This is a genomic window from Streptococcus dentasini (assembly GCF_053206945.1).
Genome location: NZ_JBRUHS010000008.1, coordinates 30,987 through 44,099, shown reverse-complemented (window position 1 = coordinate 44,099; position 13,113 = coordinate 30,987). Strand labels below are relative to the sequence as shown.

The window sequence follows — 13,113 nt, the reverse complement described above, 5'->3', positions numbered from 1 at the left end:
CACTTTGGAAACCAAAACTATACGTCAGTGACACCAGTCTATCGGACAAAGTATTACTGCACTTTGGCCTCTTGTCTGTTTCTGATTTTCTTTGAAGTAGGAAATGCCGACTCTTTAACAAATAGAGGATGCTATCAGAGACTAAAAGTAGCCCCATTCGTTAAGATGGAGCTATTTTTTGGAGATAATTAATATTCTTTCATCGTATGTCGTTTTCCTGCTGCAATAGCGTCGCTTTCTTTCATTTGAACAACTCGACTTTGGTTCGTGTCGGCAGGCATATTATCCATTGAGTACCAGTAGACATCAGCTGTCCCATCGCGAGCCACATAGACTATTCTATCTTGTTCTTGGTTTGGTTGTTCTTCATCTAATATTTTAGGGTCTTCTTGTGCTGGTTCTGACTGCACACTGGAGGAACTCTCTTGGATTGATGACGGCTGCTCTTGCGCTGCTATAGCAGTTGCTGAAATTTTCCCTTTCAGAAGAACTTTTTGAGGTTGTGGAGTACTTCGCCGAGTGACTAGTTGAAGTTGAATCATTGCTAAAAGCATTAAAGGCGATAATAGCCAATAAAGCTGCTAATATGTAAGTGATTTTTTTCATAAAGCTCTTTCCTAATAAAATGTTAGTGTTTACGAAATTATTATACAAGTTCTTTTTAATAAAACAATAGATTTTTTAAAATTAACAGAAATATATAACTGAAACGTTACTAAAGAACGCAATTAATTAAAAGAGTATAAAAAGCCCCCTAGGTTTTATTCCTAGGGAGCCAGAACTCCATTATAGATGTCACTTTGCTTGCTTCCCATCTAGCTCTTTACCCAGTTTAATGATGTAATCTTTAAGATCCTCTTTAACTTGTGGGTGCTGTAAGGCATAATCAATAGAGGTCTTCATAAAACCAAACTTATCTCCCACATCATAGCGGTTACCCCTAAACTCACGCGCAAAGACACGCTGAGTCTTATTCAAGGTATCGATAGCATCGGTCAACTGAACCTCATTGCCTGCACCAGGCTCTTGGGTTTCTAGAATGCTGAAAATTTCTGGTGTCAGTAAGTAGCGTCCGATAATAGCTAAATCACTTGGAGCTTCATCCGGCTCTGGTTTTTCGACAAAGGTTTCTACCGAATAGAGACCTGCTTCTCCTTGTCCTTGTGGAGCAATCACACCGTAGGCAGATACTTCATCATGGGGAACAGGCATAACTGCAATAGTGGAGGCGTGAGTTTCTTGATAATCGTCGATAAGCTGTTTTGTTAGAGGAACTGCCTTATCGTCTGTAATATCCATAAGATCATCACCTAGCATGACGACGAAGGGCTCATTACCGACAAAAGCCTTGGCTTGAAGTACAGCATCGCCTAGTCCGCGCGGATGGCTCTGACGGATAAAGTGGAGGTTGATTGCTGTGGTATCATTGACCAATTTAAGCAAATCAGTTTTGCCCTTTTGTTCCAGATTGTATTCTAGCTCAAAATTGGAATCAAAGTGATCTTCAATTGACCGTTTAGCTTTACCGGTTACGACTAAAATCTCCTCAATTCCAGATTTCAAGGCTTCCTCAACAATGAATTGAATTGTTGGCTTATCGACAATCGGCAGCATTTCTTTAGCCAGAGCTTTTGTAGCTGGCAAAAAACGAGTTCCCAAGCCTGCAGCTGGGATAACAGCTTTTCTAACTTTAGTCATGTTTTTTGTTTCCTTCTTAGATACTCTTTACTATTTAATGTTGTCTTCCTGCCACTCATTTTCTGAGCGGAGTTCGTTGGACATCATGTTAAGGATGGATTCCTTAATATCTGCCCCCTCGTAGATAGCCTTGTAAATAGCTGTAGTGATAGGCATATAAACGCCCAGCTGCTGGGACAATTCATAGGCAACCTTAGTAGTTGAAATCCCTTCAATTACCATTCCCATATTTCGCTCGACATCTTCTAATTTTTCACCGCGCCCAAGAGCGTCCCCAGCTCGCCAATTGCGTGAATGAACAGAAGTTCCCGTGACAATGAGATCACCGACACCAGATAAGCCGCTGTAGGTCAGTGGATTGGCTCCCATCTTGACACCTAAGCGCGTGATTTCAGCCAGTCCGCGTGTAATGACAGCAGCTTTGGCGTTGTCGCCATAACCCATACCGTGTAGGGCTCCGGCCCCGACTGCAATAATATTTTTTAAAGCTCCGGCAGTTTCAACCCCGACCACATCTTGATTGGTATAGAGACGGAAGTAGCGATTGCTGAAAATCTCCTGTACATATCTAGCAGCATTGAGATCTTTTGAGGCTGCCGTAATAAGAGTCAGATCGCGAACGATTGTCTCTTCCGCATGACTGGGACCAGATACGACGACAATTTCACTGCGCAGTTCTGATGGGATTTCCTCTTCCAGAATCGTAGACAAACGTTCGTGCGTGCCTGGTTCAAGTCCCTTGGAAGCGTGCATGATAACCACCTTGTGATCCAGAAGTTCAGCGACTTGTTTTGCTACTAGGCGGGTAACCTTAGTCGGTACCACAAAGAGAATAGCATCAACAGCCTCTAAAGCCTCTTTTAAGTCCTTATAGGCTTTGATTCTTTCATCCAAGACTATATCTTTGAAGTAGAGGGTGTTCATATGTTTGGTATTAATTTCATCAATCTGTTCTGGGATATTGCCCCAAATGCGGACCTCATGCCCGTTGTCATTAAGAACCTGAGCAAGGGCAGTCCCCCATGATCCCGGCCCTAAAACAGCGACTTTTTGTTTTGTCATAATAGGTCTCCATATCATAATATCGCTCTCATTATATCATAAAATAAGGGAAAAAGAGTGGTTAAGCGCAAATAGAAAACTTGTTTTTAACCGCTGTCAGCCCGTGATATAAGGGGGCTGACAGCGATGAAGTAGCTAGTTTTTTATTTTCTATTGCGAATATAGTATAATAAGTGCTAGCAATTATTATGAGGTGAACCATGTCAAAAATTCGTGGCTTTGAACTTATCAGCCAATATACTGATGAAAAATTACTGCCCAAGCGAGCGACGACCCATGCAGCTGGTTATGATTTAAAAGTAGCGGAGACAGTAGAAATTCCGGCTGGTGCTATTGCTTTAGTGCCCACAGGAGTCAAGGCCTATATGCAGCCGGGAGAAGTCCTCTATCTTTATGATCGCTCTTCTAATCCGCGTAAAAAGGGCTTGGTGCTCATCAATTCAGTTGGTGTTATCGATGGCGATTACTATAACAACCCTAATAATGAAGGGCATATCTTTGCTCAAATGCAAAATATCAGTGATCAACCAGTAACCCTCGAAATCGGCGAGCGTATTGTCCAAGCCGTCTTTGCCCCTTTCTTGATTGCTGATGGCGATCAAGCTGATGGTGTACGAACAGGAGGCTTCGGTTCGACAGGTCAGTGAACTTTTGTCATGATAAACTAGATTTATCTGGTGCATAGCGATAACCATCTGAATTGATATGAAATAAAGATGGTACAAGAAAAAGGAGATCTACCATAGCAAAGAAAAAATCAAGTTTCGTCTGTCAGGAGTGTGGCTATAACTCTCCTAAATATTTAGGACGCTGCCCTAATTGTGGCAGCTGGTCCTCTTTTGTGGAAGAGGTTGAGGCTCCAGAAGTTAAGAACGCTAGAGTCAGTTTAACAGGCGAAAAAACAAAACCGACCAAGTTAAAAGATGTCTCTTCTATTGATTATGCCAGAATCAAGACGAGTATGGGAGAGTTTAACCGAGTTCTTGGTGGCGGTGTGGTGCCCGGCAGTCTGGTTCTTATCGGTGGGGATCCCGGTATCGGGAAATCGACTCTCTTGCTGCAGGTCTCGACTCAGTTGGCCAATAAGGGAACGGTACTCTATGTTTCTGGGGAAGAATCGGCCGAGCAAATCAAGCTGCGCAGTGAGCGCCTAGGCCATATTGACAATGAATTTTACATCTACGCTGAAACTAATATGCAACATATTCGCTCTGAAATCGAGCGTCTGAAGCCAGATTTTCTGATTATCGACTCTATCCAGACGGTTATGAGTCCTGAAATTACCAGTGTTCAAGGTTCTGTTTCTCAGGTGCGGGAGGTGACAGCTGAGCTTATGCAGCTGGCCAAGAGCAATAATATCGCCACCTTTATCGTGGGTCATGTGACCAAGGAAGGAACTCTGGCTGGTCCGCGGATGCTGGAACACATGGTCGATACAGTTCTCTATTTTGAAGGGGAGCGCCACCATACCTTTCGGATTTTACGGGCGGTGAAAAACCGCTTTGGCTCCACCAATGAGATTGGTATTTTTGAAATGCAGACGGGTGGCCTGGTCGAAGTCCTCAACCCTAGTCAGCTCTTCTTGGAAGAGCGCTTGGACGGGGCGACAGGCTCGGCTATTGTCGTCACCATGGAAGGGACACGCCCGATTTTAGCTGAGGTTCAAGCCTTAGTCACACCGACGGTTTTTGGCAATGCCAAGCGGACAACGACTGGTTTAGATTTCAATAGGGTCAGTTTAATCATGGCTGTTTTGGAGAAGCGCTGTGGTCTCCTCCTGCAAAATCAAGATGCCTATCTCAAGTCAGCTGGTGGGGTCAAGCTGGACGAGCCAGCCATTGATCTGGCGGTGGCAGTCGCTATTGCCTCCTCCTACAAGGAAGCACCGACCAATGCTCAGGATGCCTTCATCGGTGAAATCGGTCTGACAGGAGAAATTCGCCGTGTCAATCGAATTGAGCAGCGCATCAATGAGGCTGCCAAGCTTGGATTCACCAAAGTTTACGTTCCTAAAAATGCACTCCATGATGTCACAACTCCTAAAACGATAGAAGTTATCGGTGTATCAACTGTTGGAGAAGTTCTACAGAAAGTTTTTAAATAGATGAAACAACTAGACGACAAGGATATTGTCTACGGTGTACATGCCGTAACGGAAAGCCTGCAGGCTAACACTGGTAATAAACTCTACATTCAAGATGATCTGCGTGGCAAAAATGTGGATAAAATTAAAGACCTAGCAGCTGAGAAAAAGGTCTCTGTCTCTTGGATGCCCAAGAAAAGTTTAAATGAGATGACAGGCGGGGCGGTTCATCAAGGATTTGTCCTGCGTGTGTCTGAATTCGCCTATACTGACTTAGCTGATATTTTAAAGAAAGCAGATCAGCAGGACAATCCCCTTATCCTTATCTTGGATGGACTTAACGACCCTCATAATTTTGGTTCTATCCTGCGGACAGCTGATGCAACCAATGTGACCGGCATCATCATTCCCAAACATCGGGCGGTTGGTGTCACTCCGGTTGTTGCCAAGACCTCGACGGGCGCAGCTGAACATGTTCCTGTTGCTCGTGTGACCAATCTCAGTCAAACTATTGATCAGCTTAAAGGGCAAGGGTTTTGGGTTTTTGGCACCGACATGGATGGAACGCCTGCCCACAGATGGAATACAGTTGGCAAGCTAGCCTTGATTATCGGCAATGAAGGCAGGGGTATCTCTGCTAATATTAAGAAGCAGGTAGACGAGATGGTTACCATCCCTATGACAGGCCATGTCCAAAGTCTGAATGCCAGCGTGGCTGCAGCCATTCTCATGTATGAGGTCTTCAGAAATAAATTATGATCAAAAGAGATTGTCAGCAGATATTAGAGGTCAGTCGAAGGATTAGATCAATTGATGGATGATGGTAAAGTTATCATGGAATTTTGTTTTGGTTTATTTTATCTACTTTGCTAATATCGCTTACCGACTTTAATAAGGAGGTGCTATGGTCAGAAGAAAAATTTTAATGGTTGATGGCTACAATATGATTGCCTTTTGGCAGGAGACGCGACAGCTCTTTAAAACCAACCAATTGGATGCCGCTAGAAATATCCTTCTGAGTAAACTTAGCCATTATGCCAGTTTTGAAGCTATTGAAATTATCTGTGTTTTTGATGCCCAATATGTTCCAGGCAGCCGACAACGCTATGATGATTATCAATTGACCGTTGTTTTTACTCAGGAAGATGAGACAGCTGATTCCTATATTGAGCGGACAGCTGCTGAACTTAATACACGACTTAATCTTGTTGAAGTCGCGACCAGTGACCTCAATGAACAGTGGACAATTTTCTCACAAGGAGCCCTACGGGTTTCGGCGCGCGAATTAGAAGAGCGAGTCAATATTGTCAAATCAAACCTAGACCAGCTGTCCAAAGATATTGAATTGTATACCCCCCGCCTAGGATCCTTTGACGAAAAGCAGTTGGACCAACTTCAAGGCCTCCTAGACGATTTATAACGCATTCAGGTGGGCAAGTCCTTCCTTTTTTGATATAATAATTCACGTTATATTTTTAGGGAGATGGCAATGACGTTTAAGATTATTACAGATTCGACAGCTGATTTAAATGAAGACTGGGCTAACCAGCAGGATATTGACATTCTAGGGTTAACAATTACCCTAGACGGCAAGGACTATCCAACAGTTGGTACTGACCGCATAACCAGTGACGTTTTACTGGAGTCTATGCAAAATGGCGGTCAGCCGACGACTAGTCAGGTCAATGTTGGTCAATTTGAAGCCGCTTTTCGCAAATACGCTGAAGAGAAGCAGTCAGTTCTTTATTTAGCATTCTCATCTCTTTTTTCTGGGACTTATCAGAGTAGCTTGATAGCACGTGATTTAGTTTTAGAAGATTATCCAGATGCGTGTATTGAAATTGTTGATACGAGAGCTGCAGCCGGTGGAGAAGGCTATCTTTCTATCCTTGCAGCTCAAATGCGGGACCAAGGGGCTAGCCTTGAGGAGGTCAAGGCCGCAGTCTCTCATATTATTCCGCGGCTCCGGACTTACTTTCTTGTCGATGACCTCTACCATCTCATGCGTGGCGGCCGTCTGTCTAAGAGTTCTGCGCTCCTTGGCAGTCTCGTAAATATTAAACCCCTCCTATGGTTGGACGCTGAAGGGAAGCTAGTACCTCTGGCCAAGTTGCGTGGCCGTAAAAAGGGAATGAAGGAAATGGTCAACCGGGCGCTTCAAGATGTTGAAACCAATACCGCTATTGTTGCCTACGCTAATGACGAAGCAGGAGCTGAGTCCCTTAAAGCACAGTTATTAGAAAGTCCATCGATTTCTGAAGTACTTATGATGCCGCTGGGGCCAGTCATCTCGGCCCATGTTGGCCCGAATACCTTAGCCATCTTTACGATCGGCCATGAGCCTCGCTAGGCGGATCAGTACAGGAAACTTTTTCGCTGACGAAATGCCTTAGCCTGATTTGTAAACGGTGAACTTTAATCATAAAAAAACTTCAAGTTCTTGAACTACAATGCTCAGGAGCTTATTTTTTCTTTTTACGAACATGACCTTGTAGAATTACTCTTGTTATGTTATCATGGTACAAAATTTAAGTAAAAATTTTAACGGAGATTTAAGAAAGAAAAGAATGTTATGGTAAATGTAAAAACTGCGCAAGACTATTGGATTAGTTTGGAATGCTGGTCTTTACTGGAATCTTAACATGAGGGCTGGGTTGCTGCTGGTCTTAATGAAGATTTGGCTGGCTGCTCTAATTGATGTCATTATCCTCATCAATTTCCGTATCTTAATCTATGTCATGCTTGCTCATAAAACTATTCACTCAGACGAAAACTCACTGCAAAATGGAGATACTATGAAAATATTTTTAGAAAAACTCAAATGGATTGGTCTTGCTCTTGGCCTCTTTCTGGCCGAGCAGGCAGGAGTATTTGTTATTAGTTTTGCGGCTGTTGTTAAAACAATAGCAAAACATGGTCGACAAGCCGATCCCAGTCATCTTTTACCGGCTGGCCCAATTGGTGTTGGTCTAGCTGTCTTAGTGGAGTTAGGAGCTCTAGCCCTGGCCGTTTGGCTCCTTTATAGGTGGGATTTTATTAAGAAGAAAGGGTTGAACTGGAAAATCTTAGTTTTTGGTCTTATTCTTGCTTATGCTTTAGTGCTAGGGATTGAGCAGGTAGCTAGTTTTATCATGCAGCTGGAAGATAAGACCAATACATCTAACCAACAGGCTGTGGAAAGTATGCTGTCCTACGTTCCAGCTTTCTTTATGATTATTGCGGTGGCTATCACAGCACCAGTTATTGAAGAATTAATTTTTCGTGGCTTTATTCAGCAAAAGCTCTTTCGCAATCCTTGGCTTAGCTATCTCTTTGGTAGTCTAGCATTTGGTTTGGCGCATACCCCTGATTCTTGGGGAGCAGCACTGGCTTACATTGGTATGGGAGCTGTTATAGGCTTCTTTGCCTTTAAATATAAACGGCTAGAGTATGGTATTGCCCTGCACATCCTCAATAATTTTATTTCTGTTTTAATCATGTACCAAATGATTAGCCTGCCTTGGTAGGTCAAGTTAGTAATTAAAATCGGCGGTTGGATTACCTATGGGAGGTAAGGGCTTGGTCTTTGGTTTTGTAGCGATGCAATCCAAGCGGGTTGAATATAGCATCGCTATCCACATATTTATGAATGCCTACGCTTCCTTCATCATGATTTTGATAACCTTAGGTCAATAAGGCTTAAAGAAATAAGGTGAAAGGCGTACGTCCGACTGAGCGGGCTAGATGTAATTGATAACCAGCACAATCCTAGACTCTATCGCATTGATATTTTCCTATTCATTCCAATCTTTACCATATGCTGACCTGATGGTAGGATTTTTATAGAAATACTAAAACTCCTCAGAAATCAATATTTCTGAGGAGTTTTGCTAGAAAATTAAAATAGACAAAGCGAGTCTTAGTTAAATTTGCTGTCCCTGACTAAGATTCTGTGTACTGGCTAGGACAGTTTGTGTAACAATACTCATGGCTTGATCCTTAGGCAAGCTATGCTTGACCCCAGCCAGAGCTGTGAAAGTATCAAAATTCTTCTCAGCAATTTCAAAGGTAGATCCGAAACTATCGGTGATGTTTTTTGCTAAGTCCCAGACTTGCTCATTCACATGCTGATTGGCGCAGATGGCCGTGGTACTTTGCAAAATCTGAGCATTAATATTAGGCATAATCCGAATCGGAGGCAGGCTAGGGTCGGTTAGCTCAGCCAAACGCTTTAGGTTGCTTCCAGCTGCCATGGATATGATGGGTTGGTGAAAGTCCAAGGGTGCCAGAACAGTTGGCAAGACCTGAGGATAGATTCCTAAGATGATGAGGTCAGCCTCCGCAACTAGATCTGTTTGATTTGGCAAGGCTAGGACGCCTAATTGTTCAGCTTGACGGGCTGTTTTTTTTGCGAGTTCCGTCCGGCCACTAAAATATCAAAGTCTGTTTTCTCTAGGCCCTTGATGATGGCTGTTGCCATCTTTCCAAGGCCGATAAATCCAATCGCAGCCCGCAGACTAACACCAGTTGCGTTAGTAAAGTCCCTTTCCTGAATAGTTTTTGATCAGATCAACTGTTGAGCGATCCAACTTTTTGATAATAGCTTGCAAGAAAGCCTGTGCTTGGTAAAAATCATCTATATTGTAGAGAGTTTGGTGGGAGTGGATGTAGCGAGCACAAACACCAATGGTAGTTGAAGGCACTCCGCTATTTTGCAGGTGGGCAGCTCCAGCATCAGTGCCACCTTTGGCTGCATAGTATTGGTACTTAATACCAGCCTCCTCGGCAGTCGTTAAGAGAAAATCACGCATGTTTCGCAGCATGATATGTCCGGGGTCATAAAAACGAATCAAGGTACCATCGCCGATTTTACCTTGGTCCCCATAAACATCGCCTGCAGGTGAGCAATCAACGGCAAAAAAGAGCTCAGGGTCAAACTTGGTCGTTGAAACATGGGCTCCGCGCAGGCCAACTTCCTCTTGAACATTGGCGCCAGCAATCAGGGTATTGTCCAGCTGGCTTACTTTCAGACTGTTTAAGAGCTCAGTTACCATGAGAATTCCATAGCGATTATCCCAAGCCTTGCTGATGATGTTTTTCCGATTAGCTGTCAGGATCGCTTGACTGTCTGGCACAATGATGTCACCAGGAGTAATGCCAAAGCTGTAAGCTTCACTTTTGTCACTAAAACCCCCGTCAAAGATAATATCAGCAACCGCTGGCAGGCTAGTTTGACCATTTTGTCCCCGCAAGAAATGTGGCGGAACGGATCCCGAAATAATGGGCAGATTCTGACCCGAGCGCGTGATTAAAGTAAAACGCTGCGAGGAGAGAACCAGTGGATTCCATCCTCCTATGGCAACAGCCCTCAGAGTACCATCTTCCTTAATGTCACTGACCATAAAGCCGACCTCGTCCATGTGGGCAGCCACCATGATACGGGGAGCCTCAGCCCTTGTACTTTCTTTAATTCCAAAGAGTCCCCCCAGCCCGTCGGTTTCAATGCTGTCAACATGAGGTTCAATAGCCCGACGCAGATAATCTCGTACCTGAAACTCATGTCCTGCGATACCTTTAAGCGCTGTCACTTCTTGAATTTTTGTAAATAAGTCTGTCATTGCGTCCTCACTTTCTTAGTCCTATTTTAGCATAAAGCTGGTCGGATAGCTGTCCTTGCCCGATTCTGCCTGTCGCCAAAGGCCTTCATTTATGATAAAATGAAAGGCATGAAACATAAGAAATTACTGCTAACAACAGGTCTGATAGGTCTAGCGGGTTTAGCGGCTCTGAGCTATGGTCTGAAACAAAAAATGGCTGACCGTAAGCAGACAAGCATTTTAGCTGAGATCAGAGCTTATTTTAGTCAGATGGGGGATGTTCAAGTCCTCTATATCAAGGATTATGAGACACAAGGTGCCAGTTTATCGGGTGGTCTGGTCTTTGAAGATGGCCGCGTCCTTGATTTTATCTATGATGACGGCCATATTTCCTACAGCGAGGGTCAAGAAAATGCTTAAACCAGAAACTTACGAAGAATTAGCTGCTTATTTAGAACAAGACGGCCGTTTTGTCTTCTTATTCACAGCTGACTGGTGTCCGGACTGCCAGTTTCTCTATCCTTTTTTGGATGAGCTAGAAGCCGATAATCCCCATGTTACCTTTGTTCAAGTAGACCGCGATGCCTTTATGCCCCTAGCCCAAAAGTGGGATATCTTTGGGATTCCTAGTTTGATTGTCATTGAAAATGGTCAGGAAATCGGACGCCTAGTCAATAAACTCAGAAAAACCAAAGAGGAAATCAATCAGTTTTTAGCCAGTTTCAAGTGAGGGAAAAGAAGAAATATGATTTATGCCTATAATAAAGAACAAGTCGGCGATGTTTTGATGGTGATCTTGCAAGACACTAAGGATGTTAAACGTGAGGTTGAGCGCAAGGGAAAAGTGGCGCGTGTCTTTGAGACGGCAACTAATAAGACCCTAGCTTGGAATATTTTTGAAGCTTCTAGCCTCATTCAACTTGATGCAAATGGTCAAGTTTTTCCATCAGCTACTGATTTAGAAGTCTTAAACAATGAGTTGAAAAAAGAAGGGTTCACGGCAGCTCTCGAAGTGACTCCTAGCCCAGTTTTTGTTGTAGGGCAAATCAAGGAAATGGAAGCTCATCCGGACAGTGACCATCTCAACATCTGTCAAGTACAGATTGCGCCTGACCAAACTGTTCAAATCGTAGCGGGTGCCCCCAATGCAGCGGTCGGTCTTAAAACGATCGTAGCCCTTCCAGGCGCCATGATGCCAAGCGGTAGCCTTATCTTCTCAGGCAAGCTCCGTGGTGTTGAGAGCTACGGCATGATGTGCGCTCCGCGGGAATTAGCCTTGCCAAACGCTCCGCAAAAGCGTGGAATTATTGAATTGGATGAGAATGCTTCTATCGGTGAGCGTTTTGACCCGATGAAACATTGGAAAGGGTAAGGTCAAATATTAGATTGAAAAAGGAGACCTCAATTGCTGGAATATAAAAAACAGCTCGAGGTCTTTTTATATTTAGGCTTAATGTCAATTTAGTAATGCTATATCTTAACATTCAGAGAGGACAAGGGTTTGTCCTCTCTATTTGTATGTTCAAAATAAAAAGTATCTTAGCTTTAAACTTCTTGGATGATCTAAAACTAAAGGTCTTTGTATTTTTGGATTTTTACTTTGATAGGTTAAATAGAAAAAATATGATTCAATTAGCGATAAAAAATAAAAAAATACGATAAAAAATAAAAAAATATGAAAAAATATGTTGAAATCGCTTTCTTTTAGTGCTAAAATATAGGCGAAGTTAATAAATAGGAGGAAAGATATGAAATTAGCGACAAGGATTAATTCCTATCTGAGAATTGATGGTTATAATTTGGAAAAAACCTTTTCAGACTTTGAAACTGCTGGTCTAGGTTATGTTGATCTCAATTATCCAGAGCATACTAAGGGGATTTCGTCTGAAGAAATGAAGAAACTTTTAGACAAGCATAACCTTATTTTGAATGGACTGGCGCTTAGGTTCCGGGGTGATTTTATTAATGGTGAACTAGGCAACGCAGATCCTGCTGTTGCAGCTAAGGCACGCCAGTTGTGTAAGGATGCAGCCGATTATTGCCGAGCAATAGGCGGAGAGGTTATCACTATTTGGTTGGGGTTTGATGGGTTCGACTACAGCTTTCAAATCAACTATCACAAGGTTTGGAATCAGTTAGTAAAGGCTTATCAAGAAATTTGTGATTACGCTCCAGATTTGAAAATCAGCATTGAATATAAACCCTATGAAGAAAGAGCTTACGCTTTTGTCGACAGCATGGGAATAACGGGAATGCTGCTAAGCGAAGTGAATCGTGAGAATATCGGTGTTACTCTGGATTACTGCCATATGCTTATGAAACATGAAAATCCAGCTTTTGCCGCAGATGTTTTTGGCAGTCGGGGGCAGCTGTATGGTATCCATGCAAATGATGGCTATGGTGTTGCTGATGACGGCCTGATGATTGGAACAGCATCCCCCTTTAAAACCTTGGAACTTTTGTACTACCTGAAAAAGCATGATTATCAGGGAGTCGTCTATTTTGACACTTTCCCAGTTATTGAACCTGCTGTAGAAGAGGCAGAAAGAAATGTTGCCATGATTACCTATATGGATCAGTTAATTGACACAGTCGGAATGGACCATATCCAAGATATTATTGATAAAAACGATGCTATTGCAGCTAATAAATTAATGTTAACTTTCTTAAAAGGAAATAAAGACTAGGGAGGTG

Annotated in this window: 14 protein-coding genes and 2 pseudogenes; 11 read left to right on the top strand and 5 right to left on the bottom strand. The window is 43.1% G+C overall.

From position 1 onward, the window contains the following. Positions 1–188: 188 nt before the first annotated feature. The 3 genes from ACVR1G_RS07085 to ACVR1G_RS07075 all read right to left on the bottom strand — a co-directional run bounded on the left by ACVR1G_RS07085 (position 189) and on the right by ACVR1G_RS07075 (position 2,760). Positions 189–542: a hypothetical protein gene (locus tag ACVR1G_RS07085; protein WP_447452544.1), complete on the bottom strand. Its 354-nt coding sequence runs from the start codon at positions 540–542 to the stop codon at positions 189–191. 253 nt (positions 543–795) lie between these two features. Further along, entirely contained in the window at positions 796–1,698 is a 903-nt protein-coding gene (galU, locus tag ACVR1G_RS07080; RefSeq protein WP_447452484.1) for a UTP--glucose-1-phosphate uridylyltransferase GalU, read from the bottom strand. Between the two features lie 30 nt (positions 1,699–1,728). Next, on the bottom strand, positions 1,729–2,760 hold the full coding sequence (locus ACVR1G_RS07075; protein ID WP_447452483.1) for an NAD(P)H-dependent glycerol-3-phosphate dehydrogenase: 1,032 nt from the start codon (positions 2,758–2,760) through the stop codon (positions 1,729–1,731). Positions 2,761–2,960: 200 nt separating this feature from the next. On the opposite strand from ACVR1G_RS07075, the gene ACVR1G_RS07070 reads away from it, so the two are divergent. The 7 genes and pseudogenes from ACVR1G_RS07070 to ACVR1G_RS07040 form a co-directional block, all read left to right on the top strand. Next, positions 2,961–3,407 carry a dUTP diphosphatase gene (locus tag ACVR1G_RS07070; RefSeq protein ID WP_447452482.1) on the top strand — a complete coding sequence of 149 codons (447 nt, stop codon included), beginning with the start codon at positions 2,961–2,963 and terminating at the stop codon, positions 3,405–3,407. A 95-nt stretch (positions 3,408–3,502) separates the two neighbouring features. Beyond that, positions 3,503–4,864 (top strand): DNA repair protein RadA, encoded by a 1,362-nt coding sequence (radA, locus tag ACVR1G_RS07065; protein WP_447452541.1) that lies wholly within the window; start codon positions 3,503–3,505, stop codon positions 4,862–4,864. Further along, positions 4,865–5,602 carry a 23S rRNA (guanosine(2251)-2'-O)-methyltransferase RlmB gene (rlmB, locus tag ACVR1G_RS07060; RefSeq protein WP_447452481.1) on the top strand — a complete coding sequence of 246 codons (738 nt, stop codon included), beginning with the start codon at positions 4,865–4,867 and terminating at the stop codon, positions 5,600–5,602. It begins immediately after the preceding gene. Between the two features lie 145 nt (positions 5,603–5,747). Beyond that, entirely contained in the window at positions 5,748–6,263 is a 516-nt protein-coding gene (locus tag ACVR1G_RS07055) for an NYN domain-containing protein (protein WP_447452480.1), read from the top strand. A gap of 69 nt (positions 6,264–6,332) precedes the next feature. Continuing rightward, positions 6,333–7,193 (top strand): DegV family protein, encoded by an 861-nt coding sequence (locus ACVR1G_RS07050; RefSeq protein WP_447452479.1) that lies wholly within the window; start codon positions 6,333–6,335, stop codon positions 7,191–7,193. A gap of 292 nt (positions 7,194–7,485) precedes the next feature. After that, positions 7,486–8,349 carry a CPBP family intramembrane glutamic endopeptidase gene (locus ACVR1G_RS07045; RefSeq protein WP_447452478.1) on the top strand — a complete coding sequence of 288 codons (864 nt, stop codon included), beginning with the start codon at positions 7,486–7,488 and terminating at the stop codon, positions 8,347–8,349. 18 nt (positions 8,350–8,367) lie between these two features. After that, positions 8,368–8,518 (top strand): annotated as a pseudogene (locus ACVR1G_RS07040) (CPBP family intramembrane glutamate endopeptidase); the annotation flags it as partial. A 236-nt stretch (positions 8,519–8,754) separates the two neighbouring features. Here ACVR1G_RS07040 and ACVR1G_RS07035 read toward each other — a convergent pair. Then, positions 8,755–9,302, bottom strand: a pseudogene (locus ACVR1G_RS07035) (NAD(P)-binding domain-containing protein); the annotation flags it as partial. Positions 9,303–9,354: 52 nt separating this feature from the next. Continuing rightward, entirely contained in the window at positions 9,355–10,440 is a 1,086-nt protein-coding gene (pepA, locus tag ACVR1G_RS07030; protein ID WP_447452477.1) for a glutamyl aminopeptidase, read from the bottom strand. 108 nt (positions 10,441–10,548) lie between these two features. On the opposite strand from pepA, the gene ACVR1G_RS07025 reads away from it, so the two are divergent. The 4 genes from ACVR1G_RS07025 to ACVR1G_RS07010 all read left to right on the top strand — a co-directional run bounded on the left by ACVR1G_RS07025 (position 10,549) and on the right by ACVR1G_RS07010 (position 13,106). Next, a complete protein-coding gene (locus tag ACVR1G_RS07025) occupies positions 10,549–10,839 on the top strand; it encodes a DUF4651 domain-containing protein (RefSeq protein WP_447452476.1) in 291 nt (96 codons plus the stop codon). Next, the gene (locus tag ACVR1G_RS07020; protein WP_447452475.1) at positions 10,832–11,149 is read left to right on the top strand and encodes a thioredoxin family protein; all 318 of its coding nucleotides are present in this window, start codon (positions 10,832–10,834) and stop codon (positions 11,147–11,149) included. Before ACVR1G_RS07025 ends, ACVR1G_RS07020 begins: the two co-directional genes overlap by 8 nt. 15 nt (positions 11,150–11,164) lie before the next feature. Further along, a complete protein-coding gene (ytpR, locus tag ACVR1G_RS07015; RefSeq protein WP_447452474.1) occupies positions 11,165–11,791 on the top strand; it encodes a YtpR family tRNA-binding protein in 627 nt (208 codons plus the stop codon). A gap of 376 nt (positions 11,792–12,167) precedes the next feature. Continuing rightward, positions 12,168–13,106, top strand: a complete 939-nt coding sequence (locus ACVR1G_RS07010; RefSeq protein ID WP_447452473.1) for a sugar phosphate isomerase/epimerase family protein — start codon at positions 12,168–12,170, stop codon at positions 13,104–13,106. Positions 13,107–13,113 lie beyond the last annotated feature (7 nt).